General features: G+C 61.2%; 25 protein-coding genes and 1 pseudogene. 13 read left to right on the forward strand and 13 right to left on the reverse strand.

Annotated elements, in window-relative coordinates; genetic code table 11:
- Window positions 1-291 precede the first annotated feature (291 nt).
- The 8 genes from AEQ63_RS15420 to AEQ63_RS15455 all read right to left on the reverse strand — a co-directional run bounded on the left by AEQ63_RS15420 (window position 292) and on the right by AEQ63_RS15455 (window position 6,427).
- A complete protein-coding gene (locus AEQ63_RS15420) occupies window positions 292-990 on the reverse strand; it encodes an OmpW/AlkL family protein (RefSeq protein ID WP_016772968.1) in 699 nt (232 codons plus the stop codon).
- Between the two features lie 196 nt (window positions 991-1,186).
- Window positions 1,187-1,705, reverse strand: coding sequence for a DUF3299 domain-containing protein (locus AEQ63_RS15425; protein ID WP_064364147.1), 519 nt, complete (start codon window positions 1,703-1,705; stop codon window positions 1,187-1,189).
- Between the two features lie 11 nt (window positions 1,706-1,716).
- Window positions 1,717-2,982: an ABC transporter permease gene (locus tag AEQ63_RS15430; RefSeq protein ID WP_064364005.1), complete on the reverse strand. Its 1,266-nt coding sequence runs from the start codon at window positions 2,980-2,982 to the stop codon at window positions 1,717-1,719.
- 1 nt (window position 2,983) lies between these two features.
- The gene (locus tag AEQ63_RS15435) at window positions 2,984-3,694 is read right to left on the reverse strand and encodes an ABC transporter ATP-binding protein (RefSeq protein WP_042610630.1); all 711 of its coding nucleotides are present in this window, start codon (window positions 3,692-3,694) and stop codon (window positions 2,984-2,986) included.
- Window positions 3,695-3,833: 139 nt separating this feature from the next.
- Window positions 3,834-4,427 carry a DUF2796 domain-containing protein gene (locus tag AEQ63_RS15440; protein WP_064364006.1) on the reverse strand — a complete coding sequence of 198 codons (594 nt, stop codon included), beginning with the start codon at window positions 4,425-4,427 and terminating at the stop codon, window positions 3,834-3,836.
- A 153-nt stretch (window positions 4,428-4,580) separates the two neighbouring features.
- On the reverse strand, window positions 4,581-5,147 hold the full coding sequence (locus AEQ63_RS15445) for a hypothetical protein (protein ID WP_064364007.1): 567 nt from the start codon (window positions 5,145-5,147) through the stop codon (window positions 4,581-4,583).
- Window positions 5,144-6,052 carry a CHAP domain-containing protein gene (locus AEQ63_RS15450; protein WP_064364008.1) on the reverse strand — a complete coding sequence of 303 codons (909 nt, stop codon included), beginning with the start codon at window positions 6,050-6,052 and terminating at the stop codon, window positions 5,144-5,146. Before AEQ63_RS15450 ends, AEQ63_RS15445 begins: the two co-directional genes overlap by 4 nt.
- A gap of 36 nt (window positions 6,053-6,088) precedes the next feature.
- Window positions 6,089-6,427: a hypothetical protein gene (locus AEQ63_RS15455; RefSeq protein WP_223259113.1), complete on the reverse strand. Its 339-nt coding sequence runs from the start codon at window positions 6,425-6,427 to the stop codon at window positions 6,089-6,091.
- 378 nt (window positions 6,428-6,805) lie between these two features.
- Between AEQ63_RS15455 and AEQ63_RS15460 the strand changes: the two genes are divergently transcribed.
- Complete coding sequence (locus AEQ63_RS15460; RefSeq protein ID WP_064364009.1) at window positions 6,806-7,165, forward strand: hypothetical protein; 360 nt, start codon at window positions 6,806-6,808, stop codon at window positions 7,163-7,165.
- 112 nt (window positions 7,166-7,277) lie between these two features.
- Here the strand turns inward: AEQ63_RS15460 and trxA are convergent, their stop codons facing one another.
- From trxA to AEQ63_RS15475, 3 genes are all read right to left on the reverse strand, one after another.
- On the reverse strand, window positions 7,278-8,150 hold the full coding sequence (trxA, locus tag AEQ63_RS15465) for a thioredoxin (RefSeq protein ID WP_064364010.1): 873 nt from the start codon (window positions 8,148-8,150) through the stop codon (window positions 7,278-7,280).
- Between the two features lie 129 nt (window positions 8,151-8,279).
- On the reverse strand, window positions 8,280-8,936 hold the full coding sequence (locus AEQ63_RS15470) for a class I SAM-dependent methyltransferase (RefSeq protein ID WP_064364011.1): 657 nt from the start codon (window positions 8,934-8,936) through the stop codon (window positions 8,280-8,282).
- Window positions 8,933-9,397 carry a YbaY family lipoprotein gene (locus AEQ63_RS15475; RefSeq protein ID WP_064364148.1) on the reverse strand — a complete coding sequence of 155 codons (465 nt, stop codon included), beginning with the start codon at window positions 9,395-9,397 and terminating at the stop codon, window positions 8,933-8,935. Before AEQ63_RS15475 ends, AEQ63_RS15470 begins: the two co-directional genes overlap by 4 nt.
- A 128-nt stretch (window positions 9,398-9,525) precedes the next feature.
- Between AEQ63_RS15475 and nrdR the strand changes: the two genes are divergently transcribed.
- The 12 genes from nrdR to AEQ63_RS15535 all read left to right on the forward strand — a co-directional run bounded on the left by nrdR (window position 9,526) and on the right by AEQ63_RS15535 (window position 18,341).
- Complete coding sequence (gene nrdR, locus AEQ63_RS15480) at window positions 9,526-9,990, forward strand: transcriptional regulator NrdR (RefSeq protein WP_003228656.1); 465 nt, start codon at window positions 9,526-9,528, stop codon at window positions 9,988-9,990.
- On the forward strand, window positions 9,987-11,120 hold the full coding sequence (ribD, locus tag AEQ63_RS15485; RefSeq protein WP_064364012.1) for a bifunctional diaminohydroxyphosphoribosylaminopyrimidine deaminase/5-amino-6-(5-phosphoribosylamino)uracil reductase RibD: 1,134 nt from the start codon (window positions 9,987-9,989) through the stop codon (window positions 11,118-11,120). The genes nrdR and ribD overlap by 4 nt, the downstream gene beginning before the upstream one ends.
- Window positions 11,121-11,168: 48 nt before the next feature.
- Window positions 11,169-11,831, forward strand: coding sequence for a riboflavin synthase (locus AEQ63_RS15490; RefSeq protein ID WP_039761896.1), 663 nt, complete (start codon window positions 11,169-11,171; stop codon window positions 11,829-11,831).
- 21 nt (window positions 11,832-11,852) lie between these two features.
- Entirely contained in the window at window positions 11,853-12,944 is a 1,092-nt protein-coding gene (ribBA, locus tag AEQ63_RS15495; RefSeq protein ID WP_064364013.1) for a bifunctional 3,4-dihydroxy-2-butanone-4-phosphate synthase/GTP cyclohydrolase II, read from the forward strand.
- Between the two features lie 90 nt (window positions 12,945-13,034).
- Window positions 13,035-13,511 carry a 6,7-dimethyl-8-ribityllumazine synthase gene (gene ribH, locus AEQ63_RS15500; RefSeq protein WP_042610620.1) on the forward strand — a complete coding sequence of 159 codons (477 nt, stop codon included), beginning with the start codon at window positions 13,035-13,037 and terminating at the stop codon, window positions 13,509-13,511.
- Window positions 13,508-14,008: a transcription antitermination factor NusB gene (nusB, locus tag AEQ63_RS15505; RefSeq protein ID WP_042610619.1), complete on the forward strand. Its 501-nt coding sequence runs from the start codon at window positions 13,508-13,510 to the stop codon at window positions 14,006-14,008. The genes ribH and nusB overlap by 4 nt, the downstream gene beginning before the upstream one ends.
- Before the next feature lie 27 nt (window positions 14,009-14,035).
- Window positions 14,036-15,001: a thiamine-phosphate kinase gene (gene thiL / locus AEQ63_RS15510; protein ID WP_064364014.1), complete on the forward strand. Its 966-nt coding sequence runs from the start codon at window positions 14,036-14,038 to the stop codon at window positions 14,999-15,001.
- A complete protein-coding gene (locus AEQ63_RS15515; RefSeq protein ID WP_039761886.1) occupies window positions 14,998-15,501 on the forward strand; it encodes a phosphatidylglycerophosphatase A family protein in 504 nt (167 codons plus the stop codon). The genes thiL and AEQ63_RS15515 overlap by 4 nt, the downstream gene beginning before the upstream one ends.
- Before the next feature lie 25 nt (window positions 15,502-15,526).
- Entirely contained in the window at window positions 15,527-16,264 is a 738-nt protein-coding gene (locus AEQ63_RS15520; RefSeq protein WP_064364015.1) for a substrate-binding periplasmic protein, read from the forward strand.
- 243 nt (window positions 16,265-16,507) lie between these two features.
- The gene (gene ribA / locus AEQ63_RS15525) at window positions 16,508-17,125 is read left to right on the forward strand and encodes a GTP cyclohydrolase II (RefSeq protein WP_042610616.1); all 618 of its coding nucleotides are present in this window, start codon (window positions 16,508-16,510) and stop codon (window positions 17,123-17,125) included.
- Window positions 17,122-17,541 (forward strand): hypothetical protein, encoded by a 420-nt coding sequence (locus AEQ63_RS15530; RefSeq protein ID WP_042610615.1) that lies wholly within the window; start codon window positions 17,122-17,124, stop codon window positions 17,539-17,541. The genes ribA and AEQ63_RS15530 overlap by 4 nt, the downstream gene beginning before the upstream one ends.
- Entirely contained in the window at window positions 17,541-18,341 is an 801-nt protein-coding gene (locus AEQ63_RS15535) for a cobalamin-binding protein (protein WP_064364016.1), read from the forward strand. Before AEQ63_RS15530 ends, AEQ63_RS15535 begins: the two co-directional genes overlap by 1 nt.
- Before the next feature lie 64 nt (window positions 18,342-18,405).
- On the opposite strand, the pseudogene AEQ63_RS15540 reads toward AEQ63_RS15535, so the two are convergent.
- Window positions 18,406-20,300 (reverse strand): annotated as a pseudogene (locus tag AEQ63_RS15540) (TonB-dependent receptor domain-containing protein).
- 140 nt (window positions 20,301-20,440) lie between these two features.
- Window positions 20,441-22,339, reverse strand: coding sequence for a 1-deoxy-D-xylulose-5-phosphate synthase (gene dxs / locus AEQ63_RS15545; protein ID WP_064364017.1), 1,899 nt, complete (start codon window positions 22,337-22,339; stop codon window positions 20,441-20,443).
- Window positions 22,340-22,350: the final 11 nt, after the last annotated feature.

A 22,350-nucleotide genomic window follows, 5' to 3' on the forward strand; every position in this document is an offset into this window, starting at 1 on the left:
CGCCGACCTGAAATACCGAGCCGAACTCAGTTTTTGAACAACACACAAATCGGCTCCCTCTCCCTCGGGAGAGGGCTGGGGTGAGGGGCCCCGATCTCGAACCCCCACACGACTCAGCACCAAATGAAAAAGGCGCCCTGCAACAGGCGCCTTTTTCACGGCCGGAATATCGCTATCCCTGTGACGAGGGAATCTTATCCCCCGATCGACTGCGTACGGTCGTCGTCAGTTCTGTGCCTGCCCGCCACCAAGCCTCATTCACCACCACGTGAACGTTCGGTCAAAGTCAGCTTAGAACTTATAGCCCAAACCAACCATGTAGATGAATGGATCGACGTCCACATTCACCCGTGCACGGGTGCCGGGTGCGACGGCGTTGTTCTCGACGGTCGCGCGGGTGTCGATATCGATGTAGCGCACCTGGGCGTTGAGCATGATGTTGTCGGTGATCATGTAGTCGGCGCCGACCTGCCAGGCCAGGCCCCAGGAATTTTTCGCCTTGAAGTTGCTGAAGCCGTTGGCGCTGGCTTCGCTGCCGACGTGTTCGTCGTAGATCCAGGTGTAGTTGATGCCGCCGCCGACATAGGGCTGGAACGCCGATTTCGAATCCAGTGGGTAGTAGACGACGCTAAGGGTCGGCGGCAGGTGTTTCAGGGTGCCGAGCTTGCCATTGGCGGCGGGCAATGCGGTGCCCTTGAGCTTGACGTCATGCTCGAACGGCGTGGCTGCCAGCAGTTCGATGCCGATGTTATTAGTGAGCATGTAGGCGAAGTTCAGACCCAGTTGGGTGTCGCTGCTCATGGTCGCCTTGCCGCCCAGATTGGTGCCGCTCAGCGGACCCTGATCGACCTTGACGCTGGAGCTGTCGGCCTTCGGGTTGACGGTGATCGCGCCGGCGCGCACGAGAATGTCACCGGCTTCGTGGGCGTGGGCGAGCGGGGCTGCGAGCGCAAGGGCAAACAGCGAGGCGCTGAGCAAGGACTTGTTCATGGGGGCTCCGAAAGACATGAAAAATGTTCGATGTCCTAGGGTACGAAGCCGTCTGATACGGTGTTTTGACTCAGCTCAATGAAACCGTCATACCCCCAAAAAGATCGCAGCCTTCGGCAGCTCCCACAGTTGAAATGCGATCCCATGTAGGAGCTGCCGAAGGCTGCGATCTTTTGATCTTGAAATCTACCGGAGTCTACTCCGGCAGCTCATACGCATAAATCTTCTCCGCCTCCATCTGATACCCGGCATCGGCCAGTTCACTGCTCGAGGCTTTCACCTGCAACGGTCCTTCAACCCAGTACGGCTGATACAGCTCATCGAGCTTCACCCCCAGCTCGCTTTTCACATGAACGATCTGGTTCGACGGCGGTGGCGGTACGTGGATGCAGGCGCCGAAATACGGCACCAGCAAGAAGTCCGTGGTGCGTCCCTCTTCGCTGACTTCCAGTGGCACGATGTAACCCGGCAGGCGAATGTTCTGCCCGTCGAGGCTCTTCACCACCGGTGCGTTCGGCATGTCCTGCTTGGCCGCCGGCGCGGATTCGGCGGAGAGTGCGTCGCCCATCTTCGACAGGTCATGCAACGGCGTCATGTTCGGCACTTCCGGCGCAGCGTCCGAAGGGATCATTTCCGACCAGGTCAGGTCTTTCGGCGCCGCGGCCCACACGGGCAGGGCGACCAGCATCAGCAGCGCAAGCAGGGCGCGGGGCATGGTGAACATCCTCATAAACGGATCGACAGGCCATCGGCCAGGGATTGGCGATACGCGCGCCAGGCCGGCACGCTGCCCATCAGCAGCGCGGCCGCCAGAATGCCACCGAGCAGCGTCCATTCATACTCGCTCGGCCACGCCAGTGGCAGGTACAAGCCGTAGTTGGCCTGCACGTAACCTTGCGCAGCGGCGATGCCGATGTACAACAACGCCAGCCCGGCGATCACCCCGGTCAGCGCCAACGCAAAGGCTTCCAGCACCAAAAGGCTTGCGACGTGCCACGGTCGTGCGCCCACCGAGCGCAGAATCGCCATCTCGCGGCGACGCTCATTGAGACTGGTGAGAATCGCCGTGAGCATGCCGATCAACCCGGTCAGCACAACAAACAGCGAAACCACGAACAGGGCTTTTTCGGCCGTGCTCATCAGGCTCCACAATTCCTGCAAGGCCACGCCCGGCAGAATCGCCAGCATCGGTTCGCCGCGGTATTCGTTGATCTCGCGTTGCAAGGCAAAGGTGGAAATCTTGCTGTTGAGACCGAGCATGAACGCGGTGATCGCTTGCGGCGTCAGGTCCATGTTGCGTGCCTGGTCGGCGCTGATCCGCCCGTTGCCACGCGCCGGCACACCGTTGTGCCAGTCGATGTGAATCGCCTCCATGCCGCCGAGGCTGATATGCAGCGTGCGGTCTACCGGGGTGCCGGTGCGCTGGAGGATGCCGACCACGGTGAACGGTTTGTCGTCGTGCTTGACCAGGCTGATCGCCGCCACGCCGTGGGCCAGTACCAGTTTGTCGCCGAGCTTGTAATGCAGCGCTTCGGCGACTTCGGCGCCGAGCACCACTTCGAAAGGATCATTGGCAAACGCACGTCCGTCTGCCAGCGCCAGATGTTGCTGGCGCCCGTACTGGTAGTGCTCGAAATAGGCTTCGGTGGTGCCCATCACGCGATAGCCGCGATGGGAATCGCCGAGGGACATGGGGATCGCCCACTTCACTTTCGGGTTGCTGGCGAAATGTTCGAAGCTGTCCCAACGAATGTTGTTGGTCGCATTGCCGATGCGAAACACCGAATACAACAGCAGATTGACCGAGCCGGAGCGGGCGCCGACGATCAGGTCAGTGCCGCTGATGGTGCTGGCGAAACTGGCTTTGGCTTCGGTGCGTACGCGCTCGACGGCGAGCAGCAGGCACACCGAAAGAGCAATGGCGAAAGCGGTGAGCAGGGCAGTGAAACGGCGGTTGGCCAGGCTGGCCATAGCCAGACGAAACAGATACATCTCAGACCTCGGCAGACGTGGCGGCGCGGTTAAGCTCGGCCAGGGACAGGTGACGGTCGAACAGCGGCGCCAGGCTCTGATCGTGGCTGACGAACAACAGGCTCGATCCGGCCTCGCGGCATTCGGCGAACAGCAGGCGAATGAAGTTCTCGCGGGCGTCGTAATCCAGCGCCGAGGTCGGTTCGTCGGCGATCACCAGTTCCGGTTGGCCGATCAATGCGCGGGCGGCAGCGACCCGTTGTTGCTGGCCGATGGACAAGGAATCGGCGCGGCGACTGAGCAGGCTTTGGTCTTTCAGACCCAAGTGGGCAAGCAACGTGGCGGCGGCTTGATCGACGCTGCCGTGGCGCTGTTTCGCTCGTTGCGCGCGCAGTTTCGAGAAGTGACACGGCAACTCGACGTTCTCGCGCACCGAGAGAAACGGCAGCAGATTGAATTGCTGGAAAATGTAGCCAGTGTGATCGACACGGAACGTATCGCGCTTGCCGGCGGAAAGTTCGGTCAGCTCCTGGCCGAGCAGGCGAATGCTGCCGCGATTGGGCTTCTGCACCCCGCCAAGCAGGCCGAGCAGGGTGGTCTTGCCGCTGCCGCTGGGGCCTTTGAGAAACAGGGTTTCGCCGGCTTCCAGACGAAACGCCGGGATGTCCAGCAGCGTCGGGTGACCGGGCCAGTTGAAGCCAAGGTCGGAAAGTTCGATGAGTGCTTGGGTCATTTGAAACCGATCGGGTAGTTGCGTGGCCACTGTGTAGGAGCGAGCTTGCTCGCGATGGCGGTGGGTCAGTCAGCATAGATGCTGAATGTGCTGGCCTCATCGCGAGCAGGCTCACTCCTACAGGGGGTCTCTACAATATTCAGAATTTCAGCGCAGCCGATTTCGCCGTCACTTCCGTGCCTTGCTGGCCGCTGGCGCTGATCAGTTGTACCTGAATCTTCTGCGTAGCCGGGAAGGTCTTGAAGACGTTCGCCAGATCCAGCGTATTCAGCGCCCCCGGTGTGGCGCAGTTGAACTGGTAATGCGCATGGATTTCGCTGTGGTCGTGGTGATGCTCGTGACCGTCCTTGTCCGCTTCATCTTCGTCGTGATCGTCGGCGTCCGGCTTGTCGCCGAACAGCGGGCTTTCCAGTTCCTGGCTGACCACTTTGCAACCGGCCGCAGCGGGCAGACTGAACAGCGCCAATGGTTTTTCCAGCTGCGCACGAGCGGCAGCGACTTTGGCCTTGTCCGCGTCCGACGTGGCCGCATGTTCGAAACCGACCAGGTTCATCGCCGGGCTTTCCAGTTCCAGCTCCAGGGTCTGACCGTCGAGCGCGGCATTCAGGCGACCCACACCATGCTCATGGGCGCCGAGGCTGCCGTGCTCATGGTCGTGATCGTGCTCATCAAGCGCATGGGCAGCGGCCAGCGGCAACAGGGCAAACGGCAAAGCGAGCAGCAAACGACGCATGGCGGACTCCGAAAAATGAAAAGTTTGTTATGTAATCTTATAACGAAAGTGCGCAGAGTGTGCCCGTGCGCTTGGGATTGCGCAAGACTTGGCTAGGCACCGCCCGGGATGAGTTCGCGGGCGGTGCTGGGATTGGATGTCATGCTTGCAGAATCAGAAGCCTGCGCCGGGATAGTCGAACCAATAGTGTCCCGAAAGAACATCGTTGATCAGATTTGCGTCGAGCACGCTCGGGGCATCGCGACTGAAACGCTGTCGCCAAGCCGGAAGCCACCAGTAGTTGATGGCTGTTCCGCGCGGAAATACCACCAGAGTCAGCACCTCCTTATCCATTTTGCCCTGCGTGTAGAGTTGATGACTGCGATCCATCAGGGCCATGTACTGGTCGATTGGCAGTCTGAACATCAGTGCCAGGGTGAAGATTTTTTCACTCTGACTGAACGCCGGACTCTGCAGTACCCGCAATGCTTCGCAAGTGTGTGAATTCGGTTGACTCGCTATGCTCTGGCCTTCGGGGGTTGAAAGTATGTCGAAACGATCATCCATGTTTCGCCAGTCGGTCCGGCTATTGCGCTCAAAGTAATCACGAATAACAAGGGTCAGTGGACCTGCAGTTTCCCCGTCAGCGGGACAAGCCGAAAGATCGGCAGGCAACCAGATGCGCCATGCCACAATGAGCAAAAACGGAATTATGAGGAGGAGCGAATAAGGGCGTTTCATTGTGGCGTGCTGTGTTTGTAGCGTCGGAAAATAGTGAAGTCATGGTCGCTGGGATTTGCATTACCGGTCGCATGGCGAAAACCTGCGTCGTTAACTTCAACTTTTTCCCACCCTGCAGAAATGCATACGCCCTTCGTTAGAACGAAGCCGACATGGCCGCTGGCGTCGGAATAATTCATTGCGTAAGCGCCGACGTCCCCGGGCAACGGCGTGCGCTCGACTTTCCAGCTGTTGAGCAATCGTTGTCCATTCGCCCATTCACCCGCGAGCGGAGGGCTAACCTTGGAGAAATATGGCAGGTATTTCGATTTGCCATGTTCAATCAACGCCACGTTGACCCCAATTGCGGTCAGCACGTCGTAGACGAACAGATTGCATTTATTTGTGTTTGGTGGAAATTCCACGCTCTGCCTGAGAGTAGGGTGTGGTAGCGACTTTTTGCTTTTATTCCCTGCCCATTGTGTTGATCCCCGGTGTGACAGCGCCTCCATCAGTATCCTGCGCGGCATGTCCTGAATGACGACTTTCACCGTTCGGGTTTCATTGGTACGTTTCACACCATATTCGACTTCGTAGAACGCGTCGTTCGAGACAGCGCCGCTGGTCGTAAGCGGGACTTTTACCCACGGTGATATCGCTACGATCGAAAGAGACTTCCCTGGATTCAACGTCGCAGTGTGCATACCTTTTTTTGTACCGGAGTTCCCCACAATCTGAACCGTCACTTCGTGGGTGTCTCGGGTCTTGATCGACGATAGTTCCTTGCCCGCGAGCGTTATAGCGATCTGGCCGTTTTTGGACATTAATGAATAAATGCGAGGCCTGTCATCGTTTTGAACGATGTTGTCATCTACGACTTGACCGTCAATAAGCAGCTGAAATTTTACGCCTGGCGGTGGCTGCATCAGAAAGTCTTTAAAGATGAGTTTGATTTCCGATTGTCATGACAAATCCTGTGTCAGGGGCTCTTCATAGGCATAGAAAGTCCATTCGGAATCTTCCCCTACCAACAGGGTGTCGTAATCCGAAGCGTTTTTTACCGGGTGTTCGCAGCCTTCGCCTGTGAGGTTGCAAGTGCTGTCTTGTAAAACGGCAACCTTCGCCTTGTCCTTGAGTTTGTAAGCCAAACCTGGCTTTTCCGTGTCATCGAGGCGTTCGATGATGACCTGCAAGTAGCGATAAGAGGTCAGGGCAGCAATCGGTGGCCCCATGTCAATTGGAGCGGGCCGGCCAATTCCTGCAAAACCACTGTGTTGCTGAGTGAGCAGCTTATTTGTCATGGGCGGACAACCGCAGGCGACGTAGTCACCCTCTAGCGCAGCTGGTCCGGCAGGTAAAATCAGCGTTCTTTCACCCACTGCTACGATGGGGCCTTTGCCAGGCCCACAAACCGGACAACTGGCGAGTTATCCAATGGAAGCGATTATTCTTCCTTCGATATTGAGGTTCTCATTTCCTTCAAGTATCACGCCACCTGTAGAGGTCGGGCCTCCTTTAGAGGCCAGTTTTCGTCCTGAAGACATTGGGAATCCTTCCCGCAAAAAGAGATTAATTTAGCCGATTAACCGGGAATTACCAGATGTGTTTGGCGCCCTTTACTTGGCGTTGCACAAGTCCCGTGGGAGCATGCAGGTCAGAAAAATGCAGGAGCGAACTCGATGTTGCGGATACGCGGAACGGTCGGCGAGGTGCCGGTGGATTTGACGGTGGAGCTGGATGACAGCGATTGGGCGAGGCTCGGTTCGGCGCTGAGCGGGCAGGCGCCGGTTGCGCAGTCTGAGGCGGTTGCGCCAGCCCCGGCGGCGAAGCCGGGGAGTCAGGACGATGCGCTGTGGCAGGGGGCCAGAGACTTGCTGCGCAAGGCTGGGCAACTGAGTGGACCGGATCTGCTCGATCAGTTGGAGGCGCTGACCGGCAGTGCGGCGGCGGGCAAGCGTTTGCTGGTGCGTTTGCGCCACAGTACCGATGTGAAGGTGGCGAGCGGCGGGGATACGCCGCTCTATAGCTGGATCGAGTGAACCGCTAAAGATCGCAGCCTTCGGCAGCTCCTATAGAATCAGCGTTCCTCCGCAAAAACCGCGGTGAACACGATCCGATGTAGGAGCTGCGGCACGCTGCGATCTTTTGCTCTCAATAAAGCGCAGCAAACATCTTGCGGCGATACACCCTCACCAACGGGTGATCATTGCCCAGCAGCTCGAACACCTGCAGCAAGGTCTTGTGCGGCAAGCCTTCGCCATAGTTGCGGTTGCGGATGAACAGTTTGAGCAGGGCGTCCAGCGCCGCTTCGTATTGCTGGCGTGCCAGTTGCTGGATCGCCAGTTGATACACCGCTTCATCGTCCTGCGGATTTTGCGCCAGGCGGCTCTTCAGGTCGGCAGCGTCCGGCAGGTCCCGGGCGAGGCCGAGAAACTGGATCTGCGCCTTGGCCCCAGCGAGTGCGGCTTTGTGCTCATCGCTCTTGACCGCGTCGAGCACGGTTTGCGCTTCGCCCAGCTCACCGCGTTCGGTCAGGCAGCGTGCGTAGAGGATCAGCGCCCTGGCGTTGGTATTGTCTTCATTGAGCAGGGCGACCAGCGCCGCTTCGGCCTCGGCGAAACGACCGTCGTCGAACATCGCCTGAGCCTGTTCGAACGGGTCGGCAGCAGCCGGTGGCGGCATTTGCACATGCGGTTCGAGCAGGGCGCGCACGGCAGATTCCGGTTGAGCGCCGGCAAAGCCATCGACCGGCTGACCGTCCTTGAACAGCACCACGGTCGGCAGGCTGCGAATGCCGAAGCGGGCGACGATGTCCTGCTCGATGTCGCAATTGACCTTGGCCAGCAGCAGCTCGCCCTGATAGCTCTCGGCAATGCCTTGCAGCATCGGCATCAACGCCTTGCACGGCGCACACCATTCGGCCCAGAAATCCACCAGCACCGGTTTGTTGAAGGAGGCTTCGATCACCGACTGGTCGAAATCGGCAGTCGTGGCGTCGAAGATGTACGGCGTTTGCTGACTCATGGGGGATCTCTCTAAGCGTCAATGAACGCACTATAAGGGGTGGCGCAAAAGATCGCAGCCTTCGGCAGCTCCTACATGGGAACGCTATCCAGAGTAGGAGCTGCCGAAGGCTGCGATCTTTTGGCGGCGTCAGTCACGCCGCGCATGGTAGAGGCTGACATGTCGGAATTCTTCCGGCTCGGCCAGATCCGGCAAGGTCATCGCCTCGAGCATTTCAATCCGCTCATACAGCGGATGACGAAAATCGCGCACCCGCGAATCCGCCACCAGCGCCTCGCGCCCGCGACTGAGAAACGCATCGAGCAGCGGCAGATTGGCCCGGTCGTACAACACGTCAGCGACCAGAATCAGATCGAAGCGATCGGCTTCGGCAAAGAAATCCGTCGAGTAGCTCATCTGCACAGCATTGAGCTCGGCATTCGCCCGGCACGCGGCGATCGCCAACGGATCGAGATCGCAGGCCACCACTTCCAGCGCGCCGGCCTTCACCGCCGCGATCCCGGCAACCCCGGAACCGGCGCCGAAATCCAGCACGCGCTTGCCGCCCACCCACTCTGGAAACTGCGCCAGATAACGCGCCACGGCCAAGCCGCTGGCCCAGCAAAAACTCCAGTAGGGCGGCTCATGCAGGATGCGCTGGGTTTCTTCCTGGCTGAACTCGCGCGCCATGTTATCGCCGTCGATCAGCCACAGCTGCAAATCGGTGCCGGGCAACGCGCAGGCTTTCAGTCTGGCGTCGCCGAGCAATTCGCCCAAGGCATGTTGCAGGTCGAGCGGTGCCTTCATGGCGCTTTGACGAATTGCAGCTGGCCCAACGCCTGAGTGGTCGGTTGGGTGATGGTCTGCGACGGCAGGTGCAGAATCAGTTGCCCGGACTGGCTGGCGCGACCGCGCAGTTCAACCCGTGCGCCGGCCGGAAACGCCTCAGGGTTGAAGCGCAGGTGAAACGGCAGGATCTGGTTATTGCCGATCAGGCTGGAACTGGCGAGCAGTTGCTGCGGGCGGTCCTTTTCGTCGATCACCAGCAGCGCCAGTTCGACTTCGGCGCCGGCCGGCACGCCTTGCAGGGTGCCGCTCAGTTCGCGCTGATGCGCCGGCAGCGGGCCGAGTTCGGCGGCTTCCTTGGCTTTTTTCTGCGCCTGCTGCGGCGCAGGGCCTGGCGTCGGCGGTTGCGGCTTGGGTGCGTCGCTGCCACAGGCCACCAGCAGGCTTAAAAGACTGAGCAAAACGAGCGGACGTAACGGCATTGGAGGCTCCGGCAGAATGAATTCCATGGATCAGACGATCATGCCGTTCTGTATACCGCAAAGCCTATGGCTTGTCTTGCCACGGGGATGCGCTACCATGGCCCTCCCATTTTTTGTTGCCAGCCACCATGCACTGTCCCTTCTGCGGTGCCAACGACACCAAGGTCATCGACTCGCGTCTGGTCGCCGAGGGCGAACAGGTGCGCCGCCGGCGTGAATGCCTGGCCTGCGGCGAACGTTTCACGACGTTCGAGACGGCCGAACTGGTGTTGCCGCGCCTGATCAAAACCGATGGCAGCCGCCAACCATTCGACGAAGAAAAGCTCCGCGCCGGCATGCAGCGCGCGCTGGAGAAACGTCCGGTGAGCGTCGAGCGCCTCGAATCCTCTCTGGTCCACATCAAGCACAAGTTGCGCGCCACCGGCGAGCGCGAGGTCAAATCCCTCGTGGTCGGCGAACTGGTGATGGCCGAGCTGCAAAAACTCGATGAGGTCGCGTATATCCGTTTTGCCTCGGTGTACCGGCGCTTTCAGGACCTCAATGAATTCCGCGAAGAGATCGACCGCCTCGCCCGCGAACCGGTGAAAGAATGACCACCGCCGCCGAGCAGGCGATCCTCGACGCGCATTTCATGGCGCGCGCGCTGGAACTGGCGCGCAAGGGCCACTACACCACTCATCCCAATCCACGGGTCGGTTGCGTGCTGGTGCGTGACGGGCAGATTGTCGGCGAAGGCTGGCATGAGCGCGCAGGCGAACCCCATGCCGAAGTCCACGCCCTGCGCGCCGCGGGCGAGCAGTCCCGCGGCGCGACGGCGTACGTGACTCTCGAACCCTGCAGCCACCACGGGCGCACGCCGCCGTGCGCCGATGCCTTGGTGACCGCCGGCGTTGCCCGGGTCGTGGCGGCGATGCGTGATCCCAATCCACAGGTCGCCGGACGCGGTTTGCAGCGCTTGGCCGAGGCCGGTATCGCCACGCAAAGTGGTGTGCTGGAAGCGGAAGCGCGCAAGCTCAATCAAGGTTTTCTGAAACGCATGGAACACGGCTTGCCGTTCGTGCGGGTCAAGTTGGCCATGAGCCTCGACGGTCGCACAGCGATGGAAAGCGGCGAGAGCCAGTGGATCACCGGCCCGGCGGCGCGTTCTGCGGTGCAGCGTTTGCGTGCAGAAGCGGCGGTGGTGCTGACTGGCGCCGACACGGTGCTGGCCGATGGCGCACGGCTGACCGTGCGCGCTGACGAACTCGGTCTCGACAGCGAACAAACTGCGCTGGCCATGAGTCGTCCGCCGCTGCGCGTGCTCATTGACAGCCGCCTGCGGGTGCCGCTGGATGCGCCGTTTTTCAAGGCCGGGCCGGCGCTGGTCGCCACCTGTGTTGCGGTCGAAGAGCAATACGCCAACGGCCCGGAATGCCTGATCGTGCCGGGTGAAGACGGCCAGGTCGATCTGCATCGGTTGCTCATCGAACTGGCCAATCGTGGCACCAACGAGGTGCTGGTCGAGGCTGGTCCGCGTCTGGCCGGCGCCTTTGCGCAACTCGGTCTGGTCGACGAATTCGTGATCTTCATCGCCGGCAAGTTCCTCGGCTCCACGGCGCGTCCGTTGCTCGACTGGCCGCTGGCGCAGATGAAGGACGCGCCGGAGCTGAAAATCACTGAAATCCGCGCGGTGGGCGATGACTGGCGAGTCACTGCGATCCCTGTCCCTTCAGCCCGCGTATAATTCCCGGCCATCGCGTTAGCGCTGGCCCCCGTTCTCAAGGAGAACCCCATGTTCACCGGCATCATCGAATCCATCGGCAGTATCCGCGCACTGACCCCAAAGGGTGGTGATGTGCGGGTGCACGTCGCAACCGGCAAGCTCGACCTGAGCGACGTCAAACTGGGCGACAGCATCGCGGTCAACGGCGTTTGCCTGACCGCCGTCGAGTTGCCCGGTGACGGCTTTGCCGCCGACGTCAGCCGCGAAACCCTCGATTGCACCGCCATGAATGACCTGAAAAGCGGCAGCCCGGTCAATCTTGAAAAAGCCCTGACCCCGACCACTCGTCTCGGCGGGCATCTGGTCAGCGGTCACGTCGATGGTGTCGGCGAAGTGGTCTCGCGCAGTGACAATGCCCGCGCCGTGGAATTTCGCATCCGCGCGCCGAAGGAACTGGCCAAGTACATCGCCCATAAAGGCTCGATCACCGTCGACGGCACCAGCCTGACCGTGAACGAAGTCGATGGCGCCGAATTCATGCTGACGATCATTCCGCACACCTTGAGCGAAACCATCATGGCTGCGTACAAGCCGGGCCGCCGGGTGAACCTGGAAGTCGACCTGCTGGCGCGTTATCTGGAGCGTTTGCTGCTGGGCGACAAAGCCGCTGAGAAGACCGCCGGCAGCACCATCACCGAAAGCTTTCTGGCCCAAAACGGCTACCTCAAATAATTTAAAAGAAGGGGGTGCCTTGTGGCGCTCAATAGCATCGAAGAACTGGTTGAAGACATCCGCCAAGGCAAGATGGTCATCCTCATGGATGACGAAGACCGCGAGAACGAAGGCGATCTGATCATGGCCGCCGAATGCTGCCAGGCCGAACACATCAACTTCATGGCCAAGCACGCCCGTGGCCTGATCTGCATGCCGATGAGCCGCGAGCGTTGCGAATTGTTGAAGCTGCCGCTGATGGCGCCGCGCAACGGTTCCGGTTTCGGCACCAAGTTCACCGTATCGATCGAAGCCGCCGAGGGCGTGACCACCGGTATTTCCGCTGCGGATCGCGCGCGCACCGTGCAAGCGGCTGCCGCCAAAGACGCCAGGGCTGAAGACATCGTCAGCCCGGGCCACATTTTTCCGCTGATGGCCCAGGCCGGCGGCACCCTGGCGCGCGCCGGCCACACTGAAGCCGCTTGCGACCTGGCGCGCATGGCCGGTTTCGAGCCGAGCGGAGTGATCTGCGAAGTGATGAACGACGACGGCACCATGTCCCGTCGCGCTGAGCTTGAAGCGTTCGCCGCTGAACACAACATCAAGATCGGCACCATTGCGGACCTGATTCACTACCGGATGATCCACGAACGTACCGTTCAGCGGATTGCCGAGCAGCCGCTGGACAGCGAACTGGGCCAATTCAACCTGGTGACCTATCGTGATTCGGTGGAAGGCGACGTGCACATGGCCCTGACGCTGGGCACTGTCTGCGCCGAAGAGCCAACCCTGGTTCGCGTGCACAACATGGACCCGCTGCGCGACCTGTTGATGGTCAAGCAACCGGGCCGCTGGAGCCTGCGCGCCGCCATGGCTGCGGTCGCCGAGGCCGGCAGCGGTGTGGTGCTGTTGCTCGGTCACCCGCTCGATGGCGACGTGTTGCTGGCGCATATCCGTGAAACCGGTGAGCAGGCAGCGCCGAAAAAACCGACCACCTACAGCATTGTCGGTGCCGGTTCGCAGATCCTGCGTGACCTCGGCGTGCGCAAAATGCGCTTGATGTCGGCACCAATGAAGTTCAATGCGATATCCGGTTTCGATCTGGAAGTTGTAGAATACGTGCCCTCCGAATAATGACCGGCTGTTTCCGGACTCCGATTCGCGGCAAATAATCACTGAGGGGCGCGTAGCAGACGCGTCCCGGCTCTTTAAGAGAACTGACGAATGACCCTGAAGACCATCGAAGGTACCTTCATCGCCCCTAAAGGCCGCTACGCTCTGGTAGTGGGCCGTTTCAACAGCTTCGTGGTTGAAAGCCTGGTCAGCGGTGCCGTTGATGCCCTGGTTCGCCACGGCGTGAGCGAAGGCGACATCACCATCATCCGCGCACCGGGCGCCTTCGAAATCCCGCTGGTTGCGCAGAAAGTCGCCCAGAAAGGCGAGTTCGCAGCCATCATCGCCCTCGGCGCGGTCATTCGTGGCGGTACTCCGCACTTCGAATACGTGGCTGGCGAGTGCACCAAAGGCCTGGCCCAGGTCTCCATGGAGTTCGGCGTACCGGTCGCGTTTGGCGTACTGACCGTTGATTCCATCGAGCAAGCCATCGAGCGTTCCGGCACCAAGGCCGGTAACAAAGGTGCCGAAGCTGCCCTGTCCGCTCTGGAAATGGTCAGCCTGCTGGCGCAGTTGGAGGCCAAGTGATTAGCGACGAAAGCGATCGTTTCAACCCGCGCGATCCGAAACCTGCGGATGCCGGCAAGCCGTCGAAAAGCGCCAAGCGTCGCGAAGCCCGTCAGCTCGCGACTCAGGCGCTGTACCAATGGCACATGGCCAAGCAATCGCTGAACGAGATCGAAGCGCAGTTTCGCGTTGATAACGATTTCACCGATGTCGACGGTGCCTACTTCCGCGAAATCCTTCACGGGGTTCCGCAGTTCAAGACCGAAATCGACACCGCCCTGACGCCGTGCCTGGATCTGACGATCGAAGAGCTGGACCCGGTTGAACTGGCGGTTCTGCGCCTGTCGACCTGGGAGCTGCTCAAGCGTGTCGACGTGCCGTACCGCGTTGTGATCAACGAAGGTATCGAGCTGGCCAAAGTGTTCGGTTCGACCGACGGCCACAAGTTCGTCAACGGCGTGCTCGACAAGCTGGCCCCGCGCCTGCGTGAAGCTGAAGTGAAGGCGTTCAAGCGCTGATCGGCGCTTGAATACTTTTTCTCGGCCATGGGCGAGTTTGAGCTGATCCGCAATTTCTTCGCCGCCGCGCCTTGTGCGCAGGGCGGCGAGGGCGTTGCTTTGGGGATCGGCGACGACTGCGCCTTGCTGGCAGTTCCCGCAGGGGAACAGCTGGCGGTTTCCACCGATACGCTGGTGGCCGGTGTGCATTTCGCCGACCCCTGCGATCCGTTTCTGCTCGGTCAGCGTTCGCTGGCCGTCGCGGTCAGCGATCTGGCCGCCATGGGTGCCGCGCCCGTTGCCTTTACTCTTGCCCTGACTTTACCGACGGTGACTGCCGATTGGCTGCAAGCCTACGCCCGTGGTTTGAACCAGATGGCGCAAGGCTGCGGCGTGGCACTGGTCGGCGGTGACACCACGCGCGGGCCTTTGAGCCTGACGGTCACCGTGTTCGGCCGCGTACCTGCAGGGCAGGCGTTGACCCGCAGCGGCGCGCAGTCCGGTGATCTGCTCTGTGTCGGTGGCGAACTGGGCAATGCGGCCGGCGCCTTGCCGCTGGTGCTGGGCCAGCGTGATGCCGCGCCCGAGGTCGGCCAGCCGCTGCTCGATCATTACTGGTCACCACAGCCGCAACTGGCGCTCGGTCAGGCTCTGCGCGGCAAGGCCACGGCGGCGCTGGACATCTCCGACGGCCTGCTCGCCGATTGCGGGCATATCGCGCTGGCCTCCGGGGTGCGACTTGAAATTGAACGCGAGCGCGTACCGTTGTCGGATGCTTTAGTCGCGTTTCTCGGTCAGCGCGGTGCCGAGCGCGCGGCATTGAGCGGGGGCGACGACTACGTGCTGGCCTTCACCTTGCCGTCCGCCGCGTTGCCGGCACTGCTGGGCGATGGCTGGCCGATCCATGTGATCGGGCGCGTGGTGTCGGGCCAGGGCGTGGTCCTGCTGGACCGCGACGGGCGCGACATCACTCCGCAGATTCGCGGCTACCAACATTTTCAGGAGACACCGTGACAGATCACCCGAAACAGGTCCCTGCCGAATTCGTGCCTCCTTCGGTCTGGCGCAATCCGTGGCATTTCCTCGCGTTCGGCTTCGGCTCCGGCACCTTGCCAAAAGCGCCGGGCACGTGGGGCTCGCTGGTGGCGCTGCCGTTCATTCCGTTGTGGCAGATGCTGCCTGACTGGGGCTACTGGCTGATGCTCGGCATCACCATGCTGTTCGGCTTCTGGCTGTGCGGCAAAGTCGCTGACGACCTGCGCGTGCATGACCACGAAGGCATCGTCTGGGACGAAATGGTCGGCATGTGGATCACCCTGTGGCTGGTGCCGGAAGGCTGGTACTGGTTGCTCGCGGGTTTTCTGGTATTCCGCTTCTTCGATATTCTCAAGCCGTGGCCGATCCGCTGGATCGACAAGCATGTGCATGGCGGCGTCGGCATCATGCTCGACGACGTGCTCGCCGGTGTCTTCGCCTGGCTGGCGATGCAAGGGCTGGTCTGGGTATTCGCCTGATTCGACTCACGTGAGGAAACAAGCAATGCTGCGACGCGGGTTGGCCCTGCTGGTTCTGGCTCTGCTGGGCACGTTCGCCCATGCGCACGCCGCCGCGCCTGTACCCGCGGTCATCCATCTGGCCGGCGAAGACTGGGAAGACTACACCGCCGCCGATGGCCATGGTCTGGCCTGGGACGTGCTGCGCAAAGTCTTCGAGCCGGCCGGGGTGAAGCTGGATATCCGCACGGTGCCGTACACCCGTTCGATCGGGCTGGTGCAGTTGAAGGAAGTCGACGCGCAGGTCGGCTCCTACCGCGACGAAGCCGAGCACGTGTTGTACCCGCAATGGAATTTCGACTCCGATCACGTTTACGCACTTGGCCTGGCCAGCAGCCCGCCACCGACTCAGGCAACCTTGGCCAAATACCGCCTGGCCTGGGTGCGCGGCTACCGCTACGACAACTACCTGCCGAACATTAAACGCTTCAACCAGATCGAACGGCGCACCGGCATTCTGCTGATGCTCAAGCAGGGGCGGGCCGACTACTACATCGACGCGCTGACCGAGATTCAGGCGGTCATGCGCGATGCGGCGGATCCGGCGCAGTACCGTTATTCGCATCTGGCTGAATTGCCGCTGTTTCTCGGTTTCGCCGATACCCCACAGGCCCGGACGTTGATGGCGCTGTATGACCGGCGCATGGCGGAGCTGGTGAAGAGCGGAGAGTTGAAGGCGATCTTCGCGAAGTGGAAACAGCCGTATCCGTTCAACCCGAACTGAAGCCCAACACAAACACCCTGTAGGAGTGAGCCTGCTCGCGATAGCGGACTGACATTCAGCAATGATGTCGTCTGATCAACCGCTATCGCGAGCAGGCTCACTCCTACAAGGAACCGATGCAGGGCAGTCTGTCATCAAACTTTTTGATCGTTATGCCCGATAATTCAGCCTGAGCGTCCACAGGAACCTGCTGTTACAATGCCGGCCTGCGAATTTTCAGTCTTCTAGATCAGGAGCACATCGGTGCCTGTCGTCTTCGTCGCCGCTTCCAAGCTGCCAACGCCTTTTGCGCAATTCACCATGCACGGCTTTCTCGATGAGAGCACCGGGCGTGAGCACGTCGTGCTGAGCCTCGGTGAATTTGCCGATGGCGCCCCGGTACTTGGCCGCCTGCACTCCGAATGCCTGACCGGCGATGCCTTGTTCAGCCAGCGCTGCGACTGCGGCTCGCAACTGGAAGCCGCGTTGCAGGCGATCGCCCGCGAAGGCCGTGGCGTGCTGCTGTATCTGCGTCAGGAAGGCCGCGGCATCGGGCTGCTGAACAAGATTCGCGCCTACGAGTTGCAGGACGGCGGCGCCGACACCGTGGAAGCCAACGAGCGCCTGGGCTTTGCCGCCGATCAGCGTGATTACGCCATGTGCCTGCCGATGCTCGAGCATTTGGGCGTGAAATCCCTGCGTTTGATGACCAACAACCCGCGCAAGGTCAAAGCGCTGACCGACATGGGCATCGTCGTCGCCGAACGCGTGCCGCTGCACACCGGCCACAATCCGCACAACAAACTCTACCTGGCCACCAAGGCCAGCAAGCTCGACCACATGATGGGCAACGAGCATCAGGGCGAGGTCGACCGCGCGTGACTCGCGGCCAGGTGCGACGTCGGCTGTCGGTGGCCTGGTGGCAATACCTGGCGTTGGCCCTGTTGCCGCTGTTCGTGCTCAACGCGCTGTTTGGCGAAGGCCAGGGCCTGTTGCCAGTGTTGGCGATGCCCTTGTTCATCGCCGGCGTCGCCTCGATGTTTGTCAGTCTGAAATATTTCGCTCGCTACAAACACGCGCTGATCGCCACGCAAAAAGCCCTCGATACTGCCGATGAACCCGCTGCGTGGATCGCCTTGGCGGCGCGTCGGCGCGCAGCGTTGCTGGTGGCATCTTTGCCGGCGTGGATCGGCGCACTGGCGGTATTCGTCGGCCTCGAAGCCGTGCCGTTGATGCTGCTGGCGCTGTCCACCGCCGTGCTGTTCTACCTCTACCGAATCCCGCGTCAACTCGGTTGATGCGTCGCCTGTGGCTGGCGGTTCTGCTGCTCGCCCTGAGCAGCCCGGCGCTGGCCGGATTGCGGGTAGTCAGCCTCGCGCCGTCGCTGTCTGAAATTGTCGTTGAACTGGATTCCGCCGATCTGCTGGTCGGCGTGCTGGATGCGGGCGAGCGTCCGGCGGCGATTGCTGATGTTCCGTCCGTGGGCCGCTATGGCCAGCTCGACATGGAACGCTTGCTCAGTCTCAAACCTGATCTGCTCTTGCTCTGGCCCGGCAGCGTTGGCGCAGGGCAGCGCGATCAGCTCAAGCGCCTGAACATTCCCACCTTCATCGCCGAGCCGCATACGTTGACGCAACTCGCCGCGCAGATCGAAGCCATTGCCGAACAGCTCGGGCGTCCTGAACGTGGGGCGAAACGGGCGGCCGAATTGCGCGCGCAGCTGGAGGTTTTGCGTCAGCGTTATCAGCGTGATGTACCGTTGCGTGTGTTCTATCAGGTCTGGGACAAGCCGCTGTACACCGTCGGAGGCGGACAGATCATCAGCGATGCACTTGAAGTGTGCGGCGCACGCAATGTGTTCGCCGACTTGAATCTGCCGGCGCCGCAGGTGAGCATCGAGGCAGTGTTGCAGCGAGATCCCGAGGTGATCGTCGTCGGTGATCAGGCCCAGCTAGGGGCGTGGAGGGTCTGGCCGCAGGTGGCGGCGGTCAGGCAGGGGAGGCTGCTATTGGTCACTGACAAAGGCCTCGAACGACCGAGCGGGCAGATGATCAGCGCCACCGCCAAGCTTTGCCAATTGATCGCGCCGGATCGGTAGACCGCATCGCCTGTATTCGCGAGCCTGCTCGCGAAGGGGCCAGCCCGCCAATAAAAATCTCAGCTCAGAGTTCAGGGGTCCAGGTCACCCCGAACATCCACGCCCGACCTTCTTCGCGATAGCCATACTGCGCGCCGTCATAGCTGTAATTCGCCCGGCTGTAACCCTTGTCCAGCAGGTTGTCGACCTTCAGATCCAGCTTGATCTCACGGTTCAACGCCCAACTGCTGCGCAGTCCGAATGTGCCGTAGCCACCCAGCGATTGGGTGTTGTTCAGATCATCGTAACTGCCGCTGACCAATTGCCAACTGGCGCCGAGCCCCAAACGATCAAACTGCCGATCCACATCCCAACTGGCCGTGCGCCGCGCCCTTCGCGCCAGTGTGTGGCCGGTATCGCGATCGCGCGGATCAATGATTGCCACGCCAAGATTGCTCTGCCAGCCGAACAGCTCATGCTTGAGCGCCGCTTCGAAGCCGTTGATCCGCGCCGACGCAACGTTCTGTGGGCGTGAGTTGCTGCCGAAGATGATCGCGTCTTCCAGATCGGTGCGGTAAATCGAGGCTTCCAGCCGCGCGCTGTCGCTCAACTGGCTACGCCATTGCAGTTCGTAGCTTTTCGAGGTCTCCGGTTTCAGGTCGGGATTGCTGAAATTCGGGTAGTACAGGTCGTTGAAGGTCGGCGCGCGGAAACCGCGCGGAAACCTTCGCTGTAGCTCAGCAGCAGATCGTTATCCGAATTCAGGGGCAGGGTGAAGGTGCCGCTCCAGGTGTTCTGGGTACCGAACTGTTGGTTGTCGTCGTGGCGCAGGCCGATCTCGGTGGAGAAACTGTCCGCCTGATAACGATGCTGGATAAAGGCTGCGCGGTTCCAGCGGCTGTCCTCGTCAAACGCAGTGCTGCTGTTGATCCGGTCTTCGTACCAGTCACCACCGAGGATCAGGCTGTTGCGCGCGTCGAGCGTCAGGTCGTTCTGCCAGCTCACTGAGTCGCGATAGGTGTTGAACACCGTGCGCTCGTCACTGAGCTTGTCGAAAGTCTTCTCGCGGTTTTCGCTGTGGCCGAATTCGACGCGGGTTTTCCAGGTTTCGTTAACCCGCGCATCGATGTAACTGCTCACGCTACTGATATTGAAGTCGCTGTACGGCTGCTGTTGCACCGACTCGAACGTGTCCATATCGAAGCGACCGAACGGGTTGTCGAATTCGCCCTTGCCACGGTTATCCAGCAGGTTGGCGCCGACTTCGATGCCCTCGGCCAGCGCGTGGCTGAGGCTCAGGCTGAGGGATTTGTTGCGGTAAGCGTCATGGTCGCTGTCGCTTGGATACGAATCGTGGGTACGGTCGATCCCGGCAGTTTCGTCGAGGCTGGCACCGAGGTTGAAACGGGTTTTGTCGTCACCGCCGGACAAACCAAGGCTGCGCTGCCAAGTCTGCTGGCTGCCGAAGCCGAGGTGCAGGCGTGGCTGCAAGCCTTGCCCAGTGCCGCGCCGGGTGAAAATCTGGATCACCCCGCCAATTGCATCGCTGCCATAAATCACCGAGCGCGAGCCGCGCAGCACTTCGACGCGCTCGATCTGCTCGATGTTCAGGTGCTGCAGATTGCTGTCGCCGGAGGTCGAGTTGCCGATGCGCTGGCCATCGACCAGCACCAGGCTCTGCGCCGACTGCGTGCCGCGGATGTAGATCCCCGGCAGACTGCCGCGCCCGCCGGTCTGCGCCACTTGCACGCCGGGCACGCGACGCAGCAGATCCGGCACGTCGCTTGGTTGCAGGCGATCAATGTCTTCACGGGTGAACACGGTGTTGGCGGCGCTGCTGTCGTTGCGCGCCTCGACCTGACGATTGGCGCTGATCAGTGTGTCCGGCAGCTTCAGCGCCTGATCACGCTCGAAGGTGTCGGCGACAGCGCTGGCGGTTGGCAGCAGGAGGAATGGCAGGGCGAGGCGAGAGAGGTTCATGGCAATCTATGGTCTTTGCAAAACCATGTAGGAGCTGCCGAAGGCTGCGATCTTTTGATTTTGCTTTTTAAAGGTTCCGGAGCTGCCGAAGAGCAAGATCAAAAGATCGCAGCCTTCGGCAGCTCCTACAAGGGATTGCGTCAGCTGTTGAGCAAGGCCAGTCGCTGGCGAATCGACGCTTCGATCCCGGCCTCATCCAGCCCGCACTCGGCGAGCATCTGCGCCGGTTTCGCATGCTCGACGTAGCTATCCGGCAAGCCCAGATGCAGCATCGACTTGAGGATGTTCTCGCGGGCGAGAAACTCGCTGACCGCGCCACCGGCGCCGCCCATGATCGCGTTCTCTTCGATGGTCACGATCAGTTCGTGGCTACCGGCGATCTCGCGCACAAGCGCTTCATCCAGCGGTTTGACGAAACGCATGTCGACCACGGTGGCGTCGAGCTTCTCGGCGACTTTCAAGGCTTCGCTCAGTTGCACACCGAACACCAGCATGGCGACTTTGCTGCCCTGGCGACGGACGATGCCCTTGCCGATTTCGATTGCTTCCAGATCTTTTTCGATCAATGCATTCGGGCCGCTGCCGCGTGGATAACGCACCGCCGCCGGGCCGTTGTAGAGGTGGCCGGTGGTGAGCATCTTGCGCAGTTCGTTTTCATCGCTCGGGGTCATGATGAGCATGCCCGGGATGCAGCGCAGGTACGACAGGTCGAAGCTGCCGGCATGGGTCGGGCCGTCTTCGCCGACCAGACCGGCCCGGTCGATGGCGAACAGCACATCGAGGTTCTGCACCGCGACGTCGTGCACCAACTGGTCGTAACCGCGTTGCAGGAACGTCGAGTAGATTGCGACCACCGGTTTCGCGCCTTCGCAGGCCATGCCGGCGGCGAACGTCACCGCGTGTTGCTCGGCAATCGCCACGTCGAAATAACGCTCGGGGAAACGCTCGCTGAACGCCACCAGATCCGAGCCTTCCTTCATCGCCGGAGTGATGCCGACGAGGCGCGCGTCGGCCGCGGCCATGTCGCACAGCCACTCGCCGAACACCGCCGAATACTTCGGCCCGCTGGTGGCTTTTGGCGCGGCGGCCGGGGCGTCCAGTGGTTCGAGTTTGGTGATCGCGTGGTAACCGATCGGGTCGACTTCCGCCGGGGCGAAGCCTTTGCCTTTCTTGGTGACGATGTGCAGGAATTGCGGGCCTTTGAGATCGCGCATGTTGCGCAGGGTGGCGATCAAGGTTGGCAGATCGTGGCCGTCGATCGGGCCGATGTAATTCCAGCCCAGCTCTTCGAACAGGGTGCCGGGGACCAGCATGCCCTTGGCATATTCTTCGGTGCGACGGGCGATTTCCCAGGCGCCGGGCAGGCGCGACAGGACTTTCTTGCTGCCCTCGCGCATGCTCGCGTAGGTGCGGCTGGAAAGGATCTTCGCCAGATAATTCGACAGCCCGCCGACGTTGCGCGAGATCGACATATCGTTGTCGTTGAGGATCACCAGCATGTTGGCGTTGACTTCCGGCGCATGGTTGAGCGCCTCGAACGCCATGCCGGCGGTCAGCGCACCGTCGCCGATCACGGCAATGGCCTTGCGATCGCTGTCCTGCAGGCGGGCGGCAATGGCCATGCCCAGCGCGGCGCTGATCGAGGTGCTGGAGTGGCCGACGCCAAAGGTGTCGTACTCGCTCTCGGAGCGACGCGGGAACGCGGCGATGCCGTCCTTCTGACGCAGGCTGGCCATGCGCTCGCGGCGACCGGTGAGGATCTTGTGCGGATACGCCTGATGCCCGACGTCCCACAGCAGACGGTCGTCCGGAGTGTCGAAGACGTAATGCAGCGCGATGGTCAGCTCGATCACGCCCAGGCCGGCACCGAAATGCCCACCGGTCTGGCCGACCGTGTAGAGCAATTCCAGGCGCAACTCATCGGCCAGGGTTTCCAGCTCGGCTTCGCCTAACCGGCGCAGGCCGTCCGGCGTGTTCGCGCGGTCGAGCAGGGGCGTGGTCGGGCGCTTGCGGGGAATCTCATGAAACGTCGTGGGCATCAGGCGAATCG

Origin of the sequence: Pseudomonas sp. RIT-PI-o (assembly GCF_001297215.1) — a bacterium.
Classification (GTDB): Bacteria; Pseudomonadota; Gammaproteobacteria; order Pseudomonadales; family Pseudomonadaceae; genus Aquipseudomonas; species Aquipseudomonas moraviensis_A.